Source organism: Pseudarthrobacter sp. B907 (assembly GCF_040137805.1).
Lineage (GTDB): Bacteria > Actinomycetota > Actinomycetes > Actinomycetales > Micrococcaceae > Arthrobacter.
Genome location: NZ_JBEEQE010000013.1, coordinates 82,042 through 102,177, shown reverse-complemented (window position 1 = coordinate 102,177; position 20,136 = coordinate 82,042). Strand labels below are relative to the sequence as shown.

The window sequence follows — 20,136 nt, the reverse complement described above, 5'->3', positions numbered from 1 at the left end:
TTAGCCGGGAGTCCGCGCCGCAAATGGTGTGGTGGGGTGTGTCCTAAAAAGGGGGGGCGTTAGGCCGCGAGGCGGCTCTTGACCTCGGCCGCGGAGGGGTTGGTGGCCGCGGTGCCGTCCGGGAACAGCACGGTGGGGACGGTGCGGTTGCCTCCGTTGAGCTGCTCCACGAGTTCGGCGGTGCCTTCGACTTCCTCGATGTTAATCTCGGTGTACCCGATGCCCTGCGCGTCCAGCTGCTTCTTCAGCCGGTTGCAGTAGCCGCACCAGGTGGTCGAAAACATGGTGATGGTGCCGGAATCGGGGGTGAAGTCCACGAAGTTCTCCTCAAAGCTGGTTGGCGGCGCTGCTCGCCGGTGATGGGTGGCAGCGCCGGTTGCCGACAAAAGTCGTACGTCACTACCAATAACCGTAACCTGCGGCCCGCTATTCCCGGACGCTATTCCGGCCGAGCGGCTCCCGGTGGCATGCTGGTGCCATGTGTGGACGCTACGTGATGGCCCGGGCCGTCGGGGACCTGCTGGCCGAATTCGACGCCGAACTCGAGGAGGAGGTGGTCATTCCGCCGTCGTGGAACGTGGCACCGACGGCGGACGTGCCGATCCTGCTTGAGCGGCTGGTGGACGGGGAGGCGGTGCGGCAACTGCACATTGCCCGCTGGGGACTCGTGCCGTCCTGGGCCAAGGACCCGCGCATCGGCTCGAAAATGATCAACGCGCGCAGTGAGAGCGTGCTGGAGAAGCCCGCATTCCGCAAAGCCACCCGTTCCCGGCGCTGCGCGGTCCCGGCGGATGGCTACTACGAGTGGAAGGGCGAAGGCCGCGGCAAGCAGCCCTACTACGTCCACCCGAAGGACGGCAGCCCGGTGGTCTTTGCGGGCCTTTACGAATGGTGGAAAGACCCGTCCAAGGCCGAGGGGGATCCGGGGCGCTGGCTGCTCTCGACGTCGATCCTCACCACCGACTCCCCGCCGGAGGGCTACGCGGACGGGATGCTCGCGGAACTGACGGCCCTGCACGACCGGGTTCCGCTGCCGATGGACCGGAAGACCACGGCGACCTGGCTGGATCCGCACGCGGACGACGCCGCCGCCCTCGTGGGGGTGGTGCGGGCTGGCGCGCATGACGTCGCGGAGGGCTGGACGATCGACGCCGTGGGCACCGCCGTCGGGAACGTCAGGAACGACTCCCCGGAGCTGATCCGGCCCGTGGGGAGCCTGTTCTAGGGCTGGGCCTAGACCGTGACTTTACCGCCGGCGTCGACCGTCCAGGTGGGGTTGAAGGCGACCTCCCAGCGGAAGCCGTCCGGGTCGGCGAAGTAGCCGGTGTACCCGCCCCACGGCTGGGTCTTCGGGGCCGCCACCACGAGGGCGCCCGCTGCCTCCGCCTGGCGCAGTGCCTGGTCCACCTCCGCCGCACTGCCGACGTTGTGGCTGAGCGTGATGCAGGGGACGCCGGCCGGGGCGTCGGTCCCCGCCTCGGCCTGCATCTGCCCGGCGTCCCAGAGCGAGAGGATGAGCCCGTGGTTGGCCTGCAGGAAGACCACCTCGCCGGGCACCTCGCGGTGGACGGGCCAGCCGAGGCCCTCGGCGTAGAAGCGGCGCGAGGCGTCAACGCTGCGGACACCCAATGAGATGAAGTCGACTCGTGGTTGCATCGTTCGATACTGTCATGCACATGTCCACAAATCACGGAGACGACAAAGACGCCCAGGCCGACAAGGAACAGCTCGCCGCCGTGCGGGTGGCTGTCGACGAGGTGGACGAGCAGATCGTCGCACTGATCGGCCGGCGCGAACGGCTGATCCGGATCGCCGGGACGCTCAAGGCCGACAGTGCCGAGGTCCGCGCCCCGGGCCGTGTGGAGCGGGTGCTCGAACACGTCAAGGCCACGGCGGAGCAGAAAGACATTGACGCGGAAATCGTGGAGCAAACCTACCGGGCCATGATCGACGCCTTCATCCGGCTCGAGCTGGACGTGTACAAGGCCTCCAGCTAAGGCCTGCCCCCTCGGTTTAAAGCGACTCTTCGACGGGTACGTTGGCCTGGTAGTCCCGGCCCTCGCAATCGCTGAACGCCGTCATCAGATGGCCCTTGGTCAGGCCCATCACAGTGCTGAGCGGAAAGTTCCCGGTGATGGTGTTGCCGGAGTGCTCCACGCCCTTGAGGTCAAAGTTCTCCTCCGTGCCGTCATGGCTGAAGCAGAAAAATGACACAGCCTCGCCGTTCATGAACTCGATTTCCATTCGGCGCTGGTGGGAATGGTCAGGAGTGGCGGCCACGAGCCCGACCACGTAGGCCCCGGAACTCGGAATATTCCCGTCTATATCGAACTTCGCCACCAAGGTTGAATCCTTGGCGGCGATGCTTACGTGCTTCAGGAGTGCGCTGTGGGAGCTCATGGCTCAATCCTGCTACCTGCGCCTGCGTCCGTCCACCCCCGATCTATGTTTTGTCACCACGGCGTCGTAGACTGGAAGTGTTCGAAGATATATTCGAATCCCGGTGTTCTCACCCACGCGTGTTCTGGCCGGGAGTAGGCACTTTCCGGGAGACGTTATGGGCATGTTCAGCGAGTCTGTCGACGTCGCCTGCGCCCCGGACGGCCAGCCCCGGTCCCTCGACTGGGCCGGTCGGCACTACGAGGTGTGCGCCGAGCCGGTCCGCTGGTTCGAGCGGCGCCAGTGGTGGGCGGAGGAGCAGCGTGCCCCGCTGGGCGGCGGCCCGGGCCTGGTGGACCACGAGATCTGGCGGGTCCAGGTTACCGATGCCGCCAATCCGGAGCGGACCCTCACCCTGGACCTGAGCCGGCACGTAGGCAGCGGGCGCTGGCGGCTGCTGCGGATCCACGATGCCCTGCCCCATCTCCGGAAGCCCGAGTCGGCATGAGCTTCACCCACCTGCATGTCTCCACCGCATTCAGCGCCCACTACGGGGTGTCCTGGCCGGATGAACTTGCCGCTGCCGCCGCCGCGGACGGGGCCACGGCGCTCGCCTGCACGGACCGCGACGGGCTCTACGGCACCGTAAAGCACTTGAAGGCCTGCATGGCCGCCGGGCTCGATCCTGTGGTCGGGGTGGACCTCGCGGTGTTCGACGACGACGGCGACCTCCGCACCCAGGTCGGGGGACGCGTCGTGGTGCTAGCGCACGGGCAGAACCACGGCGCAGGCTACCGGGCACTGTGCCGGCTGGTCTCCGACGCCCATGCCCGCACCACGGGCAAGGCCGGCGGGGCGGTTCCTGTCGCCGTGACCCGGGCGGAGCTGGCCTCGCGCACCCTGGATCCGCAGACCCTCAAGCCGGTCCTGACCGTCCTGCTCGGCCCGGACTCCGACGTCGGCCGCTCCATGGGCGGTCGGCGCTACCTCCGGCCCCGCACCCTTTTCAAACGCTGGCTGGAGACCATGCCCGCCGGCACCATCGCCGCAGAGGTCGTCTCGCAGCTCAGCCCGCCCGGAGAACCCCTGAGCACGGCCCACGCCGTACGGATGCTCAAGCTCGCCGCGGAACACGCCGTTCCCGCCGTGCTGAGCAACGCCGTAAGGTACTGCGCTGAGGACGGCGCCGCGACGGCGGACGTGCTCGACTCCGCCCGCACCCTGAAGTCCCTGCCCGAACTTTCCGCCGCGCCGCAGCTGCAACCCAACGGACAAGGCTGGCTGAAATCCTCCGCCCAGATGCTGCGCCTGGGTAAGGAAATCATGCACTCCGCCGGGTACGGCGCCGCGGACCTGAAAAGCCTGCTGGCGCACACCGAGGCGCTCGCGGACCGGTGCCGGATGGATCCGGTCACGGACATGGGGTGGAAGCAGCCTGTGGTTCCGGAAGCCTCAGTGATCGGCATTGCGGGGGACCCTTTGGTGGAGCTCACCCAGCGTTGCGAGGCGGGCATCAGCCGGCGGTTCCCGGGCATCGCCGGAAAGGCCGCCGAGGAGCTGCACGCCCGGCTGGAGCATGAGCTGCGGATCATCGACGGCCTGGGCTTCGCTTCCTACTTCCTCACCGTCGCCGAGGTTTCCCGGATGATCCTGGACATGGGGGTGCGAGCCGCCGCCCGCGGCTCCGGCGCCTCCAGCCTGGTCAACTACCTGATCGACGTCAGCCAGGTGAATCCGCTGCAGCATGACCTCATCTTCGAACGCTTCCTGTCCCGGGACCGCGCCACCCTCCCGGACATCGACATCGACGTCGAAAGCGCTGAGCGGCACAACGTCTACCGCAAAATTTTTGAGCGCTTCGGCTCCGAACGAGTGACCCTGATGAGCATGCAGAACGGCTACCGCGCCCGCGGGGCCGTCCGTGACGCCGGCCTGGCCCTGGGCATGGACGGCAGTGACATCGACGAGATCGCCAAGCAGCTGTGGCGGTTTTCGGCCCGGAACTTCCGCGAAGCCCTGGTGGAAAAGCCGGAGCTGAAGGAATTCGCCGGCCGGGTGGAGCAGCGGGACTTCACCGAAAACCAGCAGCTTGACCTGCTGGTGGACCTGACCGAACGGCTGGACCGGCTGCCGCGCCATATTTCGATGCACCCCTGCGGGGTGATCCTGGGCGATGCCACCCTGCTGGACCGCACCCCCGTGCAGCCCAGCGGCCTGGGCCTGCCGATGAGCCAGTTCGACAAGCACGACATGGACCCGATGGGCATGCTCAAACTCGACGTCCTGGGCGTCCGGATGCAGAGCGCCATGGCCTTCGCGGTACGGGAGGTAATCCGGCTGCACCCCTCCAAGGCCGAGGTGGTGGCCGCCGGCCGCCACCCGGCAGGGCCGGACGGCACCGGACCGGACTACATCGCCGCGGACGGGACGATCGACCTCAACGCCGTCCCGCTCGACGACGAACCCACCTATGAGCTGATCCGCAGCACCCATACCCTGGGCTGTTTCCAGATCGAGTCCCCGGGGCAGCGGGAACTGATCGGCAAGCTGGCTCCACGGGAATTCAACGACCTCATCATCGATATCTCGCTGTTCCGGCCCGGGCCGATGAAGTCGGACATGGTCCGTCCCTTCCTGGAGCACCGGCACGGCTTTGCGCCGGAGGTCTACCCGCACCCGGACCTCAAACCGGTGCTGCAGGAGACCCACGGGGTGACGGTCTTCCACGAACAGATCCTCAAAACCTTCGACGTGATGACCGGGTGCGGGCTGGCCCGGGCCGATGAATTCCGCCGCGCCCTCGGCAATGAGATGCTCGAAGCCAAGGTGGAGGAGTTCTTCCGCCGCGAGGCACGGATCCGGAACTACACACCTGAAGTAGTGGACAAGGTCTGGGGGACCCTGAAGGCTTTCGGCAGCTTCGGCTTCTGCAAGGCCCACGGCGCCGCCTTCGCCGTGCCCACCTACCAGTCGGCATGGCTCAAGACCCACCACCCCGAGGCCTTCCTCGCCGGGCTCTGGGAACACGACCCCGGCATGTACCCGAAGCGGCTGCTGGTCGCCGAGGCCCGCCGGCTGGGGATCCCCATCCTGCCGCTGGACATCAACCGCAGCCAGGCCGAATACCGGGTGGAGCGGGTGGAAACCGGTCCGGACCGGGGCAAGCTCGGCATCCGGCTGAGCATCAACGGCATTTTCGGGCTCTCCGGGGCCGAGCTCAAGAGGATCGTGGCCGGCCAGCCCTATGACTCCCTCGCGGACCTGCGGGCACGCTCCCGGATCAGCAAACCGAGCATCCAGCGCCTGGCCCAGCTGGGCGCCTTCGACTCGCTGCACCGGTCCTCCGGCGGAACCGCCAACCGGGCTGACCTGGTCCAGCACCTGCAAAAGCTCCAGGGCAGGGCGCAACGCAAAGGTGTCGAAGTGATCGAAGGGCAGCTGGCCCTGCCGCTTGGCGACGTCGAGCTCAAAAACATCAAGTCCGGGCTGCCGGCCCCCACACTGGTGGAGACTGTCCGGGCAGAACTGGACCTGATGGCCCTGGATGTCAGCGGCCACCTGATGGCCAGCCACCGGCCCCTGCTGCAGAAACTTGGCGTCACGACGGCGGATCAGCTGCTGGGGCTGCGCAACGGCACCGAGGTGCTGGTGGCCGGGGTCCGGGTGGCCACCCAGACCCCGCCGATGCGCGGCGGTCGGCGGGTGGTGTTCATCAGCATCGACGACGGCACCGGCTGCGTGGACTCGGTCTTCTTCCACGAGGCCCAGGAGCAGTCCGGCCCGCTGCTCTTCGGGACCCGGTTGCTGCTGATCCGCGGCACCACCCGGCGGACCGGGCCTCGCGGCATCAGCATCAGCGCCTCCATGGCCTGGGACCTCAGCCGCACCGAGACCCTGCCCTTCCCCGCACCGGCTGCCGGAGGACCCGGCGGGGCGGGGACACCGCCGGCGTCGGAACCCTCCGAACCGGGCCCGCTGGACGGCATCCGGCGCCACCTCGCCATCACCGGCATGGGTGGCTGACCCCCCCGAACTCCCGCTGAACGGCGGCCGGTCGACAGGCGGCGGGCCGCGTTGGTTGGCCTATCCGGAACCCGATAGCATGGACGAGGCTGGCTGTGGTCCCCGTACGCCACAAGCTACGAAGCCTTAACTTTGAATAGGAGACACCCGTGTCAGATGCCCAGCAGATCACCCTTCTCGTCGACGGCGAAGAGACCAAGGTGACTACCGGGACCACCGGCGCGGAACTCTTTTTTGAGCGCCGCGACGTTGTTGTAGCCCGCGTCAACGGCGAACTCAAGGACCTGGACCAGCCGCTGCCCGAGGGCGCCACGGTCGAGGGCGTCACCATCGAGTCCCCGGACGGCCTCAACGTGCTGCGCCACTCCACAGCCCACGTGATGGCCCAGGCCGTGCAGCAGCTGCGCCCCGACGCGAAGCTCGGCATCGGCCCGTACATCACCGACGGGTTCTACTTCGACTTCGACGTCGCTGAGCCGTTCACCCCGGAGGACCTGAAGACCCTGGAAAAGATGATGCAGAAGATCATCAACCAGAACCAGAAGTTCGTCCGCCGGGTCGTTTCCGAGGACGAGGCGCGCGAAGCCATGAAGGACGAGCCGTACAAGCTTGAACTGATCGGTCTCAAGGGCGCCGGTTCCGACGCCGACGGCTCCTCCGTAGAGGTGGGCGCCGGCGAGTTGAGCATTTACGACAACGTGGAGCGCAAGGAAGGCACCACTCTCTGGTGCGACCTGTGCCGCGGCCCGCACCTGCCCAACACCAAGCTGATCTCCAACGCCTTCGCCCTGACCCGCTCCTCCGCGGCATACTGGCGCGGCAGCGAAAAGAACAAGCAGCTCCAGCGCATCTACGGCACCGCGTGGCCCACGAAAGAAGCCCTCAAGGCCTACCAGGAGCGGATCGCCGAGGCCGAGCGCCGCGACCACCGCAAGCTCGGCGCCGAGCTCGACCTGTTCTCCTTCCCGGACGAACTGGGCTCCGGCCTGCCGGTGTTCCACCCCAAGGGCGGCATCATCCGCAAGGCCATGGAGGACTACTCCCGCCAGCGCCACGTCGACGCCGGCTACGAGTTCGTCTACACCCCGCACATCACCAAGGGCCACCTCTACGAAGTCTCCGGCCACCTGGACTGGTACCGCGAGGGCATGTTCCCCCCGATGCACATCGATGCGGAACTCAACGAGGACGGCACCGTGCGCAAGCCCGGCCAGGACTACTACCTGAAGCCGATGAACTGCCCCATGCACAACCTGATCTTCCGTTCCCGCGGCCGCTCCTACCGCGAACTGCCGCTCCGGCTCTTCGAATTCGGCTCCGTGTACCGCTACGAGAAGTCCGGCGTTGTGCACGGCCTCACCCGCGTCCGGGGCATGACCCAGGACGACGCCCACATCTACTGCACCCGCGAGCAGATGAAGGACGAGCTCACCAAGACGCTGAACTTCGTCCTCGGCCTGCTCAAGGACTACGGATTGGAGGACTTCTACCTGGAACTCTCCACCAAGGACCCGGAGAAGTCCGTGGGCTCGGACGAGGTCTGGGAGGAAGCCACCCGCACCCTCGAGGAGGTCGCCAAGGAATCCGGACTGGAACTGGTCCCGGATCCGGGCGGAGCCGCGTTCTACGGCCCCAAGATCTCGGTGCAGGCCCGCGATGCCATCGGCCGGACCTGGCAGATGTCCACCATCCAGCTGGACTTCAACCTGCCCGAGCGCTTTGAGCTCGAGTTCCAGGCCGCCGACGGCACCCGCCAGCGCCCGGTCATGATCCACCGCGCCCTCTTCGGCTCGATCGAACGGTTCATGGGTGTCCTGACCGAGCACTACGCCGGCGCCTTCCCGGCCTGGCTGGCTCCGGTCCAGGTGGTCGGCATCCCCGTGGCCGAGGCCTTCAACGACTACATGTTCGACGTCGTCGACCAGCTCAAGGCCGCCGGGATCCGGGCCGAGGTGGACATCTCCTCGGACCGCTTCCCGAAGAAGATCCGCACCGCCAGCAAGGACAAGATCCCGTTTGTGCTGATCGCCGGCGGGGACGACGCCGAGGCCGGCGCCGTGTCCTTCCGGTTCCGTGACGGCAGCCAGGACAACGGCGTGCCCGTAGCCGAAGCTGTCCGCCGGATCGTTGACGCCGTCCGCAACCGGACCAGCTAGCGGGGGAGCAGCACGTGCAGGAGACCACAGGCGCTGTCCCGGGATACCCGGGCGACGAGGGCATCACCGACGACTTTGGCCTGGCCGGGGTGCCGGACGCCTTCCAGCGCCTGTGGACTCCGCACCGCATGGCCTACATCAAGGGCGGCCAGCACCAGTTCAAGAACCCGGATGACTGTCCCTTCTGCGTTGCGCCCGAACGCGAGGACGACGACTCCCTGATCGTCTACCGCGGGCGGACCAGCTACGTGGTGCTGAACCTCTTTCCGTACAACCCGGGCCACCTGCTGGTCTGCCCGTACCGGCATATTCCCGATTACACGGACCTGACCGTCGAGGAGACCGCGGAGTTCGCCGAGCTGACCCAGACGGCCATGCGGGTGCTGCGCAAGGTCGCCAACCCCACCGGTTTCAACCTCGGCATGAACCAGGGCGTGACCGGCGGCGCCGGTGTCGCGGGCCACCTGCACCAGCATGTGGTGCCGCGCTGGGGCGGGGACGGCAATTTCTTCCCGATCATCGCGCAGACCAAGGCGATCACCCAGACGCTCGGCGAGGTCCGCCAGCAGGTCGCCGAGGCGTGGCCGGAGCCGACCGAGAGCGGGGCGACGGATGCTCAATAAGCACGCACGCGGCTTCTTCACCGCCCTGTTCTCGCCGCTGGCCCGCTGGCTGCTGCGGATCGGTGTCTCGCCGGATGCCGTCACTATCGTCGGCACCGTCGGGGTTGTGGTCGGTGCCCTCGTGTTCTACCCCCTCGGCCAGCTCTGGTGGGGGACGCTCTTCATCACCGCGTTCATCTTCTCCGACGTCATCGACGGCATCATGGCCCGGATGCAGGAACGCGGCGGACGCTGGGGCAACTTCCTGGATTCCACCCTGGACCGCGTCGCCGACGGCGCGCTGTTCGCCGGCGTCGCCATCTGGTATTTCACCGGCGGCGCCGACACCCCCATCGCCATCGCCGCCGTCGTCTGCCTGGTGCTGGGCATGGTGGTGTCTTACGCCCGGGCGAAGGCAGAGGCGCTGGGGTACCACGCGAACGTCGGCATCGCGGAGCGCGCCGAACGGCTGGTGTCCGTCCTGGTGGTCACCGGACTCACCGGCGTCGGGCTCCCCACGGTGATCCTGTTCGCCACCCTGTGCCTGCTCGGCCTGGCCAGTTTTGTGACGGTGGTGCAGCGCATCGCCGCCGTGCACCGGCAGTCGCTGGACGAGGCCCGCGACACCGCCACCGAGCAGGCCGCCTGAGGCTGTAACCGGAATTCAACCCGGCCGTGGCGTGGGACTAGTATTAGCCTTACCGGCCAATGGTTCCCGGTAATCCGGTGTGTGCGAGCCGGTGTATGCGAGATTGTCGTCTGCGTGCCGCCCGCGCCCCGGTGAGGTCATCTATCTACCCATAGGGGTTTTTGTGTCTACACCTGATGTAAGCAGCGAAGCCGGCGCGTCCGCCAAGAACGTTACGGGCAGCAGCCGCGTCAAGCGCGGCATGGCGGAGATGCTCAAGGGCGGCGTCATCATGGACGTCGTCAACGTCGAGCAGGCCCGCATCGCCGAAGACGCCGGGGCCGTGGCCGTGATGGCGCTCGAACGCGTCCCCGCCGACATCCGCGCCCAGGGCGGCGTCTCCCGCATGAGCGACCCGGACATGATCGACAAGATCATCGACGCCGTCTCCGTGCCGGTCATGGCGAAGGCCCGTATCGGCCACTTCGTCGAGGCCCAGGTCCTGCAGTCCCTCGGCGTCGACTACATCGACGAGTCCGAGGTCCTCACCCCGGCCGACTACACTAACCACATCGACAAGTGGAAGTTCACCGTTCCCTTCGTCTGCGGCGCCACGAACCTGGGCGAAGCGCTCCGGCGCATCAACGAGGGAGCGGCCATGATCCGCTCCAAGGGTGAGGCCGGCACCGGCGACGTCTCCAACGCCACCACCCACATGCGCCAGATCCGCGCCGAGATCCTGAAGCTGGCCGCGCTGCCCGAGGACGAGCTCTACGTCGCCGCCAAGGAACTGCAGGCCCCGTACGAACTGGTCAAGGAAGTTGCCTCCACCGGCAAGCTCCCGGTGGTGCTGTTCACCGCCGGCGGCATCGCCACCCCGGCGGACGCCGCCATGATGATGCAGCTCGGCGCCGACGGTGTGTTCGTCGGCTCCGGCATCTTCAAGTCCGGCAACCCGGCCCAGCGCGCCGCCGCCGTCGTGAAGGCCACCACCTTCTTCGACGACCCGGACGAAATTGCCAAGGCCTCCCGCGGCCTGGGCGAGGCCATGGTGGGCATCAACGTCGACGAAATCCCGCAGCCGCACCGCCTCGCCGAGCGCGGCTGGTAATTCGCGCATTTGGGGGCGCCGGACGGCGCTGATCCTCTGAGTGCTATTCCCCGCGCTTCGTTGGCAGCTGAGCTGCTGGTTGGGGCGCGGGGCCCCTTTTACGCACTCTGCCGGATCACACCGCCCTGCGCCTTGCGCTCCTGATTGAACGAGCCCGGCCCGTCACCTCTCCAGGTGGCGGGCCGGCGTCGTTTGCGTTCTTCGGGGGTCAGTCCAGGCCGCGGCGCTTGAGCAGGGGTTCGAGCCGGGCGTCGCGGCCGCGGAAGGCCCGGAAGGACTCCAGCGGGTCGCGGCTGTTGCCGCGCGAGAGCAGTTCGGCCCGGAAGAAGTCGCCGTTCGCCCGGTTGAGACCGCCGTTGTCCTTGAACCATTCAACCGTCTCGGCGTCGAGCACCTCGCTCCAGATGTAGGAGTAGTACCCCGCGGCGTACCAACCGCCGGCAAAGATGTGCTGGAAGTAGCCGGTCCGGTAGCGCGGCGGGATCAGGCTGTGCGCCACCCCGGCCGCGGCCAGGGCCTTGGCCTCGAACTCCAGTGCGTCCTCCGGGATTTCGGTGCCGTCGAGCACGTGCCATGCGAGGTCCAGCAGCGCCGCGCCAAGGTACTCGGTGGTGCCGAAGCCCTCGCCCCACAGCGCTGCCTCGTTGAGCTTGTCCACCGCGTCCTGCGGCAGCGGTTCGCCGGTGGTGTGGTGCCGGGCGTAGTTGGCCAGCACCTCGGGCCACATGATCCACATTTCGTTGACCTGCGAGGGGTACTCGACGAAGTCCCGCGGGACGGACGTGCCGGCGAACCGCGGGTACGTCACGGAGGAGAACAGCCCGTGCAGGGCGTGGCCGAATTCGTGGAAGGTGGTCCGCAGCTCATCGAGGGTCAGCAGCGTGGGCTCGCCGGCCGGCGGCTTGGAGATGTTGAGGTTGTTGATCACCACGGGCCGGGTGTTCAACAGCCCGGACTGTTCCACGAGCGAGTTCATCCAGGCCCCGCCGCGCTTGGAATCCCGGGTGTAGTAGTCGCCCAGGAACAGGCCGAGGTCGGTCCCGTCGGAGTTCTTCACTTCCCAGACCCGGACATCCGGGTGGTAGCCGGCGAGGTCGGTGCGTTCGTGGAAGGTGATGCCGTAGAGGGCGTTGGCGGCGAAGAACACGCCGTCGTTCAGCACCCGGTCGAGTTCGAAGTACGGCCGCAGGGCATGCTCGTCCACGGAGTACCGTTCGCGCTTCACCCGGGCCGAGTAGAAGGCCCAGTCCCAGGCTTCCAGCGGGTGGCCGGCGACCTCAGCCAGCGCCTCGGCCTCGGCGTCGGCCTTCCGGACCGCGGCCGGGGCCAGCCGGTTCATCATGGCCTGGACGGCTTCGAAATCGGGGGCGGTCTGCTGGTCCACGCTGAGTTCGGCAAAGTTGGCGAAGCCGAGCAGGCCGGCCTTTTCGGCGCGGAGCCGGACCATGTCCTTGACCAGGTCCAGCACGTCGAGGCTGCCGCCGCCGCTGCCCCGGCCGACAGAGGCCTCGTAGAGCCGGCGCCGCACCTCCCGGTTCTCCAGGGCGGCCAGGGCCGGCTGGTTGCTGGGCTGGATCAGGGTGAGGAGGTACTTCCCCTCGTGCCCGGCGGTGCGCGCGGCTTCGGCGGCGCTGGCGACGTCGTCGGCGGGGAGGCCGGCGAGTTCGGCGGCGTCGTCCAGCAGCAGCGAGGCGGACTTCATGCCTTCTTTGACGCGCTGGCCGAACTCGGTGCCCAGGGTGGACAGTTCGGCGTTGATGGCCTTCAGCCGTTCCTGGCCTGCCGGATCGAGCTGGATGCCGGACTGGCGGAACTCCTTGAGATACTCCTCCACCAGCCGGCTGGATTCGGCGTCGAGCCGGTCGGTGTTGATGGCGGCGAAGCGCTCGAACAGGCCACGGTTCAGGTACACGGCGTCCTGGTGGGCCGAGAAGCCGGGGGAGAGGCGGGTTTCCAGTTCGCGGATTTCCTCCGACGCGTCCGCGGAGACCAGGGTGAAGAAGGACGCCGCGGCCCGTTGCAGCAGCTGTCCGGAGCGCTCCATCGCCAGCGCCGTGTTCTCGAAGGTCGCAGGCTCGGGATCGGCAACGATCGCCTGGATCTCGGCGAGGTGTTCGGCCAGGCCGGCCTCGACCGCTTCGGCGTAGTGCGGCACCTCGATGTCCGCGAAAGGCGGCAGTCCGTAGGGCAGGGGGCTGGGGCTCAACAGGGGATTGGTCATGAAATGACTCTTTCATGTGAGGCCGGAGTTCTCAACGAATCGCTAAGCGTGTTGTGATCTGGCCCACCGTAGGATTGCCGCATGCGACCCATCCCTTCCACGCTGCGCGGACGCCTCCTCGCCGTCTCAGCAGCATCCCTCCTGGCAGTTTCCCTGGCATCCTGCGGCGTCGGTGCCCGCCCGGACGGCAATGCTCCCACCGCGGGCGGCGCAGCCACGACCGGGTCCACCACGGAAACCGCGACGCCGTCGGCCTCGCTGACTCCTTCGCCCACCCCCACCCCGACGCCCGGCAAAGGACCGGCCTGCGCGGCTGTCCGCTGCACCTCGGTCCTGGTCACCGGGGACATGCTGGTCCACGCCCAGCTCTGGGAGCAGGCGCGTGCGGACGCCCTGGCCACCGGCGCCAAGGGACTGGACTTTGGGCCGCTGCTGGAAGGCCAGCGCAGGTACATCGAGAGGAGCGACCTGGCGATCTGCCACCAGGAAACGCCGGTGGCCGGCCCCACGGGGCCGTTCTCCGCCTACCCCTCGTTCAACGTCCCGCCGCAGATCACCACCGCTGCCCGGCAGGTGGGCTACCAGGCCTGCACCACCGCGAGCAACCACACGGTTGACCGCGGCACCGCCGGGCTGGTCCGCACACTGGACGCCCTCGACGCCGCCGGGCTGCAGCACACCGGGTCCTACCGCAGCGAAGCCGACTCCCAGGGCATCATGATCCTGCCGACCGCCGCGGCGAAGATTGCCGTGATCGAAGGCACCTACGGGCTGAACGGCCAGGTCCCGGAAGCTGCCTGGCAGGTGGACATGCTGGACCCCGCTGCCATGATCGCCAAGGCCAAAAAGGCGAGATCCCTCGGCGCCGACATCGTCCTGGGCGCGATGCACGCCGGGGATGAGTACGCGAGTGTGCCCAACGCCGAGCAGCAGCGCGTCGCGCACGCCCTGGCGGACAGCGGCCAGTTCACCATGGTCTACGGCCACCACACCCACTCGGTACTCCCGATCGAACGGTACAAGGGAACCTGGATTGTCTACGGCCTCGGCAACGGGATCACCGAACTCTCGCCGAGCTCCGTGGTGAACAACGAGGGACTGCTGGTCCGGGCCCAGTTCAGCCAGGACGCCGCCGGCACGTGGACCGCGTCGGATCTGGCCTGGGCGCCGTCGGTCATCGTCCGAGGGCCCTACCGCTGGTGCTCGGTCGCCACCGACGCCCCGCAGGGCCCCTGCGCCGGAGCCGCCGCCGACGCGGCCACCCGGCTGCGGACCAAAACCGTGGTCGAATCGATGGGGGCGGCAGCCGCCGGCGCCCACGAACTGCTGATCACGACGGAGCGGTAGGCATGGACACCCTGATGGAACGACGGCGGAGCGTCGCGGCGCGCGGGGCGGAACTGGCCGTCTTCGAATACGGCCGGCAGCCCGGCCCGGACGTGCCGACCCTCGTCTTCGTGCACGGCTACCCGGACGACCACCGGGTGTTCCTGCCTGCCATCCGGGAGCTCGCGGAGACGCACCACCTGATCGCCTACGACACGCGCAACGCCGGCGCGTCCGCCGTCCTGGCAAGCCCGGGCGACTTCACGCTCGCAGCGCTGGTGGATGACCTGTTCGCCGTCCTGGCGGCCACCGGCGCCGCCCGCGTCCACCTCGTCGGGCACGACTGGGGGTCCATCCAGGGCTGGGCCGCCGTCCAGGATCCGCGAGCCACCGCCGTGATCAGCCGGTATACGAGCATCTCCGGGCCGGACCTGAGCCACTTCGCGCGCTGGGTGCGCACACGGTTCCGGAACCCGCGCACCTGGCCCCAGCTGGCCGGGCAGTTGATGCGCAGCTGGTACATCGCGGCCTTCCTGGTCCCGGTGCTGCCCGAGGCCGCCTGGCGGCTGTTCCTCAACCGGCGCTACGAACAACTGGCCAAACGCGGCGTCGGGAACGACCCGATCCGCGGGCTGGCCCTCTACCGGGCCAACTTCGGACCCGGCCGCAACCGGCCCACGCCGGCCGCACGCGCCACGGTCACCATACCGGTGCAGGTGGTGGTGCCGACCCGTGACCCGTTCCTGTCGCCGGACCTGGTGGAGGGGCTCGAGGACTGGGTGGAGGACCTGACAGTGGTGCGGGTGGACAGCGGCCACTGGTGGCCGGCGACCCGCCCGGCGGAGTTGACCGAACTGCTCCGGAACAGCGTTGCCGGCGCCTGAGTCCGGCGGCGCTGACCGTCAGCCGGGGAGGGCGTCCGCAAGGCTGAGGGTCATAAACACACTGTTGGGATCGGGCTGGTAACCGGCGAACGGCGGGCACGGGACGAAGCCGTGCCGCGCGTAGAGCCTCCGCGCCGGGGCGAAGAACTCCCGCGACCCGGTTTCGAGAAACAGTCGCTGGTAGCCGCGCAGCCTGGCCTCGTCCAGGATCCGGCCAAGGAGCAGGGCGGCGATGCCCCGGCCGCGGGCGTGCTGCGCCGTCCGCATCGACTTGATCTCACCCTCCTCCGTGCCGAGATCCTTCAGCGCCCCGCAGCCCAGCAGCCCTTCGCCGCCCGGCGCAGCGCTGTCGCGCGCCGTCCAGAAGGTGATGTCCGGGCCGGCCAGCGCTCCGTGATCGAGGGCGTGCACACTCTCGGCCGGCGACGTCGCGAACATGTCCGCCAGGTGCTCATCCAGGAGACGCACGACGTCGTGACGAGCCGGGCTGTCGCGGGCAACCAGGATCATAGGCCGGGCGTTAGCGGGGGCGGCGGGCCGCGTGCTCCCGGGCCAGGGCGGCGTAGGAGTCGTCCGGGTCGCCGGGCACGAAGGTGCCGTATTTGCGCTCCACGGCGGTCTTGATCAGGAAGTCGGCCAGCGCCGGGTTCTTGGGCAGCAGCGAGCCGTGCAGGTAGCTGGCCACGATGTTGCGGTAGCGTGCACCCTCCTGGCCGTCGCTGCTGTTGTTGCCGGTGCCCTTGGCCGTGGTGCCCAGCGGCGTGACGCCGGGGCCCAGCGTGGTCTGGCCGCTGTGGTTCTCGTAGCCCAGCACGGTGCCGAACTCGGGGGAGGACACCGAGACGTTGCCGATCAGCCGCTCGTCCGTGCCGTGGGTCTCCACGTCCAGGATCCCGATGCCGGGGATCACGGAGCCGGTCCGGGTCTTGAAAAACTTTCCGAACAGCTGGTAGAGCCCGCAGATCACGAGCATAGGTGTGCCGTCCTCGGCGAGCTCCTTGAGGACCGTTTCACGGGAGAGCAGATCGTCCTGGATCACCAGTTGGCCGCTGTCCTGGCCGCCGCCGCCCACGATCAGGTCCACGTCGGTTGGGAAGTCGTCACCCACGTTGTATTCGAGCAGTTCCGGGGTGTACCCGTGCCAGCGCAGCCGCTGGGCCAGGACCAGCGCATTGCCCCAGTCGCCGTAGATGTTCATATCCCGCGGATAGAGCTGCACCACGCGGATGGTGCCCTTGCTTGGGGAAGCGGACTCTTCGGGCGGCAGAACATGGCCGAAGGAGAGCCCGTCCGGGGTGTCGGGGGATGCGGGGGTCATGAGACCACCTCCACTGTGGTGATTTTGGACAGCTCGCGGCGGATGGCCAGCATGGCGGTGTAGGTGCAGAAGATCCGCTTTGGCTGGTCCTTCGCCCCGCGGATGAAGGCGGCCAGGGCGGGGGCGATGTCCGTGTCCACGGCGCCGATTGGAACGTCGTCGTACTGCAGCCGCAGGGCCATGTCGTAGGCGCGGGAGCCGGTGAGCTGGTCCACGCCGCCCTCGCGCAGGGTGTCGAATTCCACGTCCCAGAGCCAGGACATGTCGCGTCCGTCCGCGTAGTTGTCGTTGATCGCGATCATGGTCGCGTAGCCGGTGGCCGGGAAGGACTTCAGGCCGAGCCGAAAGCCGCTGGGGTTCTTGACCAGGACAAGCTCCAGCGGCAGCCCGTCCACCACCAGGCTTTCGCCGCGGCCGAACGCCGGCGCGACCTTGGCCAGGGCCGCCAGCAGCCCGGCGTGGTCGGTACCGGTGCCGCGGGCCCCGGTGATGGCCCGGGCCAGGGTCAGGGCCGCGGCGGCGTTGAAGATGTTGTAGACCCCGCGGAGTTTCATGCCGGTGGTGACCGTGGCGCCGTCGTACTCGAAGTCGGCGTCATCGGCGCCCACCCGGCGGAGGACGACGTCGGCCTGCGGCTTGGCCGGGGCCGGCGGCACCGGGCTGCCCGGTGCGGCCCGCAGCTCGTCGTCGTTCGGGAAGGTGCTCAGCAGCGAATCGTCGAGGCCGAAGTAGAGCACCTCCGGGCCGTTAAGCGTATTTGCGATCCGGGCGACGCGCGGGTCCTCGCGGTTCAGCACCACGGTGCCCGTGGTCTTGGCCGCGATGTGCTGCAGCAGCTCCGCGGTCTTGTCGATCTCGCCGAAGCGGTCCAGCTGGTCGCGGAGCACGTTCAGCAGCAGGCAGTAGCGCGGCGGAACCCTGTTGACGAAGTGCACGGCGTGGGCCTCGTCCAGTTCCAGGACGGCGACATCGGCGTCGAGCCGGCCCCGCCAGTCCACCTCGCCGAGAAGCGCCGCGGCGACGCCGCGGGTGAAGTTGCTGCCGGTCCGGTTGGTGAAGACCTTCAGGCCCTGGCTTTCCAGCAGCTCCACGACCATCTTGGTGGTGGTGGTCTTGCCGTTTGTGCCGCTGACGACGGCGACTCCCAGCGGCAGTGTGGACAGCGTCCGCTGCATAAAGCCGGGATCGATTTTTTCGACTACCAGGCCGGGAAGAGCGGAGCCTCCGCCCCGGAGCCGGGAGACCCGGCGGACGAGCTTGCCGAGCGGAACGCTGAAGTAGAGCATGCTTTGTAATATATCCCAGCGGCGGCATGGAACCTGGTCCGGGGGCATGCCCCGGTGCGGCCCGGCGGGCCCCGCGGACTATGCTGGCAGGATGACCACCCCCCTTACGCCGCCTCCTTCCCGCGTGGGATCGGGCCTGCGGATCGGCGTCCTGGCACTCCAAGGCGACTTCCGCGAACACCTGCACGCCGTGGACGCTGCCGGCGCCGCCGGCATTGGTGTCCGTCGCCCCGCCGAGCTGGAGGGCCTCGACGGCCTCATCATTCCCGGCGGGGAATCGACCACCATCGACAAGCTCGCCCGGCTCTTTGACCTTCGGGATCCGCTGCGGGAACGCATCCGGGCAGGGCTGCCTGTTTACGGCTCCTGCGCCGGGATGATCCTGCTGGCCGAAGAGATCGCCGACCCCGCAACCGACCTCGCCGGAAACCCGCAGCAGACTTTCGGCGGCCTGGACATCACGGTGCGCCGCAACGCGTTCGGCCGCCAGCGCGAGTCGTTCGAGACAGACCTGGAGTTCAAGGGGCTGGAGTTCAGCGCCGAGGACGGCACCGTGGCCCCGGTGCACGCGGTGTTCATCCGCGGACCCTGGGTCGAACGCGTCGGCGCGGGCGTCGAAGTCCTGGCCCAGGTGGAACCGTCCAAGGCCGGCCACCCGGAATCCCTCGACGGGACGGCTAGAATTGTTGCAGTGCGTTCCGGCAAGCTGCTGGCCACCTCCTTCCACCCGGAAGTGACGGGGGAGAAGCGCGTGCATGAACTCTTTATTCGAATGATCAGAGGAGAAGCGTAAAGCATGTCAGGCCACTCCAAATGGGCGACGACCAAGCACAAGAAGGCCATCCTGGACAGCCGCCGGGCCAAGTCGTTCGCCAAGCTGATCAAGAACATCGAAGTTGCCGCGCGCATGGGCGGACCCGACCTCGCCGGCAACCCGAGCCTGGAACTTGCCGTCACCAAGGCCAAAAAGACCTCGGTTCCCGCTGACAACATCGACCGCGCCATCAAGCGCGGCGCCGGCCTCACCGGCGAGGTCGTGGATTACACCGAGATCATGTACGAATGCCGCGGCCCGCAGGGTTCGGCGCTGCTGATCGAGTGCCTCACGGACAACAAGAACCGTGCCGCCTCCGAGGTCCGGCTTGCCATTTCCCGCAACGGCGGAACCATCGCCGATCCCGGCTCGGTCAGCTACCTGTTCTCCCGCAAGGGTGTTGTCTCGCTGCCGAAGAACGGCCTGACCGAGGACGACGTGCTGATGGCGGTGCTCGACGCCGGCGCCGAAGAAGTCAAGGACAACGGCGACAGCTTCGAGATCCACTCCGAACCGACCGACCTGCAGGCCATCCGGGACGCGCTCAAGGAAGCCGGGATCGACTACGACACCGACGAGGCCGAATTTGTGCCCTCCATGCAGGTGCCGCTGGACCTCGACGCCGCCAAGAAGTTCATGAAGCTCGTCGATGCCCTCGAAGAACTCGACGACGTCCAGAACGTGTACAGCAACGCCGACCTCAGCGACGAAGTGCAGGCCGCACTGGAAGCCGAGTGACCCTTCGCGTCCTCGGCGTCGATCCGGGCCTCACCCGCTGCGGGATCGGCGTCGTGGACGTCGAGAAGAACCGCCGCGCCACCATGGTGGCCTTCGGCGTCGTCGGCACCTCCCCGGAGGAAAGCCTGGACCAGCGGCTGCTCGTCATCGCCACCTCCATCGACCAGTGGCTGGATCAGTACGAGCCGCAGGTCCTCGCCGTCGAACGTGTTTTCTCCCAGCTCAACGTCAGTACGGTAATGGGCGTTGCCCAGGCCTCCGGCGTGGTGATCGCCGCCGCCGCGCGCCGGGGGATCCCGGTGGCGCTGCACACGCCCTCGGAGGTCAAGGCCGCCGTGACCGGCAGCGGGACCTCCAACAAGGACGCCGTCACCAAGCTGGTCACCAAGATCCTCCGGCTAGACGCCCCGCCGCGGCCGGCCGACGCCGCCGACGCCCTGGCGCTGGCGATCACCCACGCGTGGCGGTCAGGCAGCGGCACCTCCGGTAGCGGCGCAGTCACGACCGGCCCGGGCAGCCAGTCCCTCACGCCCGCGCAGCGAGCCTGGGCCGACGCCGAAGCCAAAGCGCGCCGTGCACGCTGAATGGCGCGTTAAATGTCCGGGCACTTGCTAGGGTATTCGTAGATATGTTCGGATAGCCGGTGCTTG

20 protein-coding genes are annotated in these 20,136 nt (G+C 68.1%); 13 read left to right on the top strand and 7 right to left on the bottom strand.

Going from position 1 to position 20,136, the window contains the following annotated elements:
* Positions 1–59 precede the first annotated feature (59 nt).
* Positions 60–317, bottom strand: a complete 258-nt coding sequence (locus tag ABLI39_RS12410) for a mycoredoxin (RefSeq protein ID WP_056739948.1) — start codon at positions 315–317, stop codon at positions 60–62.
* A 161-nt stretch (positions 318–478) separates the two neighbouring features.
* Between ABLI39_RS12410 and ABLI39_RS12405 the strand changes: the two genes are divergently transcribed.
* On the top strand, positions 479–1,225 hold the full coding sequence (locus tag ABLI39_RS12405; RefSeq protein ID WP_349413731.1) for an SOS response-associated peptidase: 747 nt from the start codon (positions 479–481) through the stop codon (positions 1,223–1,225).
* A gap of 8 nt (positions 1,226–1,233) precedes the next feature.
* On the opposite strand, the gene ABLI39_RS12400 is transcribed toward ABLI39_RS12405, so the two are convergent.
* Positions 1,234–1,656, bottom strand: coding sequence for a VOC family protein (locus tag ABLI39_RS12400; RefSeq protein WP_349413730.1), 423 nt, complete (start codon positions 1,654–1,656; stop codon positions 1,234–1,236).
* Between the two features lie 14 nt (positions 1,657–1,670).
* On the opposite strand from ABLI39_RS12400, the gene ABLI39_RS12395 reads away from it, so the two are divergent.
* Positions 1,671–1,997, top strand: a complete 327-nt coding sequence (locus tag ABLI39_RS12395; protein WP_349413729.1) for a chorismate mutase — start codon at positions 1,671–1,673, stop codon at positions 1,995–1,997.
* A 16-nt stretch (positions 1,998–2,013) separates the two neighbouring features.
* Here ABLI39_RS12395 and ABLI39_RS12390 read toward each other — a convergent pair whose 3' ends face one another.
* Positions 2,014–2,400 carry a hypothetical protein gene (locus ABLI39_RS12390; protein ID WP_349413728.1) on the bottom strand — a complete coding sequence of 129 codons (387 nt, stop codon included), beginning with the start codon at positions 2,398–2,400 and terminating at the stop codon, positions 2,014–2,016.
* A 157-nt stretch (positions 2,401–2,557) separates the two neighbouring features.
* On the opposite strand from ABLI39_RS12390, the gene ABLI39_RS12385 reads away from it, so the two are divergent.
* The 6 genes from ABLI39_RS12385 (at position 2,558) to pdxS (ending at position 10,899) form a co-directional block, all read left to right on the top strand.
* Positions 2,558–2,887 carry a DUF6504 family protein gene (locus tag ABLI39_RS12385; protein WP_349413727.1) on the top strand — a complete coding sequence of 110 codons (330 nt, stop codon included), beginning with the start codon at positions 2,558–2,560 and terminating at the stop codon, positions 2,885–2,887.
* Positions 2,884–6,402: a DNA polymerase III subunit alpha gene (locus tag ABLI39_RS12380; RefSeq protein WP_349413726.1), complete on the top strand. Its 3,519-nt coding sequence runs from the start codon at positions 2,884–2,886 to the stop codon at positions 6,400–6,402. The genes ABLI39_RS12385 and ABLI39_RS12380 overlap by 4 nt, the downstream gene beginning before the upstream one ends.
* 149 nt (positions 6,403–6,551) lie before the next feature.
* The gene (thrS, locus tag ABLI39_RS12375; protein WP_349413725.1) at positions 6,552–8,558 is read left to right on the top strand and encodes a threonine--tRNA ligase; all 2,007 of its coding nucleotides are present in this window, start codon (positions 6,552–6,554) and stop codon (positions 8,556–8,558) included.
* 14 nt (positions 8,559–8,572) lie between these two features.
* Entirely contained in the window at positions 8,573–9,181 is a 609-nt protein-coding gene (locus ABLI39_RS12370) for an HIT family protein (RefSeq protein WP_349413724.1), read from the top strand.
* Positions 9,171–9,809, top strand: a complete 639-nt coding sequence (gene pgsA / locus ABLI39_RS12365; RefSeq protein WP_349413723.1) for a phosphatidylinositol phosphate synthase — start codon at positions 9,171–9,173, stop codon at positions 9,807–9,809. Before ABLI39_RS12370 ends, pgsA begins: the two co-directional genes overlap by 11 nt.
* A 163-nt stretch (positions 9,810–9,972) precedes the next feature.
* Complete coding sequence (gene pdxS / locus ABLI39_RS12360; protein WP_349413722.1) at positions 9,973–10,899, top strand: pyridoxal 5'-phosphate synthase lyase subunit PdxS; 927 nt, start codon at positions 9,973–9,975, stop codon at positions 10,897–10,899.
* Positions 10,900–11,107: 208 nt separating this feature from the next.
* On the opposite strand, the gene ABLI39_RS12355 is transcribed toward pdxS, so the two are convergent.
* Complete coding sequence (locus tag ABLI39_RS12355) at positions 11,108–13,120, bottom strand: M3 family metallopeptidase (RefSeq protein ID WP_349413721.1); 2,013 nt, start codon at positions 13,118–13,120, stop codon at positions 11,108–11,110.
* 81 nt (positions 13,121–13,201) lie between these two features.
* Here ABLI39_RS12355 and ABLI39_RS12350 point away from each other — a divergent pair, with 81 nt between their 5' ends.
* Both ABLI39_RS12350 and ABLI39_RS12345 read left to right on the top strand, forming a co-directional pair.
* Positions 13,202–14,467 carry a CapA family protein gene (locus ABLI39_RS12350; protein WP_349413720.1) on the top strand — a complete coding sequence of 422 codons (1,266 nt, stop codon included), beginning with the start codon at positions 13,202–13,204 and terminating at the stop codon, positions 14,465–14,467.
* 2 nt (positions 14,468–14,469) lie between these two features.
* Complete coding sequence (locus tag ABLI39_RS12345; RefSeq protein WP_349413719.1) at positions 14,470–15,330, top strand: alpha/beta fold hydrolase; 861 nt, start codon at positions 14,470–14,472, stop codon at positions 15,328–15,330.
* Positions 15,331–15,348: 18 nt separating this feature from the next.
* On the opposite strand, the gene ABLI39_RS12340 is transcribed toward ABLI39_RS12345, so the two are convergent.
* Genes ABLI39_RS12340 through ABLI39_RS12330 form a run of 3 tightly spaced genes read right to left on the bottom strand, consistent with a single transcriptional unit; the run spans position 15,349 to position 17,934 of the window.
* Positions 15,349–15,840 (bottom strand): GNAT family N-acetyltransferase, encoded by a 492-nt coding sequence (locus ABLI39_RS12340; protein ID WP_349413718.1) that lies wholly within the window; start codon positions 15,838–15,840, stop codon positions 15,349–15,351.
* Between the two features lie 10 nt (positions 15,841–15,850).
* Positions 15,851–16,648 carry a type 1 glutamine amidotransferase gene (locus tag ABLI39_RS12335; RefSeq protein ID WP_349413717.1) on the bottom strand — a complete coding sequence of 266 codons (798 nt, stop codon included), beginning with the start codon at positions 16,646–16,648 and terminating at the stop codon, positions 15,851–15,853.
* Positions 16,645–17,934, bottom strand: a complete 1,290-nt coding sequence (locus ABLI39_RS12330; protein WP_349413716.1) for a MurT ligase domain-containing protein — start codon at positions 17,932–17,934, stop codon at positions 16,645–16,647. The genes ABLI39_RS12335 and ABLI39_RS12330 overlap by 4 nt, the downstream gene beginning before the upstream one ends.
* 91 nt (positions 17,935–18,025) lie before the next feature.
* Between ABLI39_RS12330 and pdxT the strand changes: the two genes are divergently transcribed.
* Genes pdxT through ruvC form a run of 3 tightly spaced genes read left to right on the top strand, consistent with a single transcriptional unit; the run spans position 18,026 to position 20,070 of the window.
* The gene (gene pdxT, locus ABLI39_RS12325) at positions 18,026–18,727 is read left to right on the top strand and encodes a pyridoxal 5'-phosphate synthase glutaminase subunit PdxT (RefSeq protein WP_349413715.1); all 702 of its coding nucleotides are present in this window, start codon (positions 18,026–18,028) and stop codon (positions 18,725–18,727) included.
* Between the two features lie 3 nt (positions 18,728–18,730).
* Complete coding sequence (locus tag ABLI39_RS12320) at positions 18,731–19,486, top strand: YebC/PmpR family DNA-binding transcriptional regulator (protein ID WP_138769205.1); 756 nt, start codon at positions 18,731–18,733, stop codon at positions 19,484–19,486.
* Entirely contained in the window at positions 19,483–20,070 is a 588-nt protein-coding gene (ruvC, locus tag ABLI39_RS12315) for a crossover junction endodeoxyribonuclease RuvC (protein ID WP_349413714.1), read from the top strand. Before ABLI39_RS12320 ends, ruvC begins: the two co-directional genes overlap by 4 nt.
* Positions 20,071–20,136: the final 66 nt, after the last annotated feature.

Coding starts and splice junctions, on each gene's coding strand:
- ABLI39_RS12390 (WP_349413728.1), bottom strand. CDS start 2,400: ATGAGCTCCCACAGCGCACTCCTGAAGCACGTAAGCATCGCCGCCAAG.
- ABLI39_RS12320 (WP_138769205.1), top strand. CDS start 18,731: ATGTCAGGCCACTCCAAATGGGCGACGACCAAGCACAAGAAGGCCATC.
- pgsA (WP_349413723.1), top strand. CDS start 9,171: ATGCTCAATAAGCACGCACGCGGCTTCTTCACCGCCCTGTTCTCGCCG.
- ABLI39_RS12395 (WP_349413729.1), top strand. CDS start 1,671: ATGCACATGTCCACAAATCACGGAGACGACAAAGACGCCCAGGCCGAC.
- ABLI39_RS12340 (WP_349413718.1), bottom strand. CDS start 15,840: ATGATCCTGGTTGCCCGCGACAGCCCGGCTCGTCACGACGTCGTGCGT.
- ABLI39_RS12350 (WP_349413720.1), top strand. CDS start 13,202: ATGCGACCCATCCCTTCCACGCTGCGCGGACGCCTCCTCGCCGTCTCA.
- ABLI39_RS12400 (WP_349413730.1), bottom strand. CDS start 1,656: ATGCAACCACGAGTCGACTTCATCTCATTGGGTGTCCGCAGCGTTGAC.
- ABLI39_RS12330 (WP_349413716.1), bottom strand. CDS start 17,934: ATGCTCTACTTCAGCGTTCCGCTCGGCAAGCTCGTCCGCCGGGTCTCC.
- ABLI39_RS12335 (WP_349413717.1), bottom strand. CDS start 16,648: ATGACCCCCGCATCCCCCGACACCCCGGACGGGCTCTCCTTCGGCCAT.
- ABLI39_RS12355 (WP_349413721.1), bottom strand. CDS start 13,120: ATGACCAATCCCCTGTTGAGCCCCAGCCCCCTGCCCTACGGACTGCCG.
- pdxT (WP_349413715.1), top strand. CDS start 18,026: ATGACCACCCCCCTTACGCCGCCTCCTTCCCGCGTGGGATCGGGCCTG.
- ABLI39_RS12405 (WP_349413731.1), top strand. CDS start 479: ATGTGTGGACGCTACGTGATGGCCCGGGCCGTCGGGGACCTGCTGGCC.
- ABLI39_RS12385 (WP_349413727.1), top strand. CDS start 2,558: ATGGGCATGTTCAGCGAGTCTGTCGACGTCGCCTGCGCCCCGGACGGC.
- ABLI39_RS12380 (WP_349413726.1), top strand. CDS start 2,884: ATGAGCTTCACCCACCTGCATGTCTCCACCGCATTCAGCGCCCACTAC.
- ABLI39_RS12345 (WP_349413719.1), top strand. CDS start 14,470: ATGGACACCCTGATGGAACGACGGCGGAGCGTCGCGGCGCGCGGGGCG.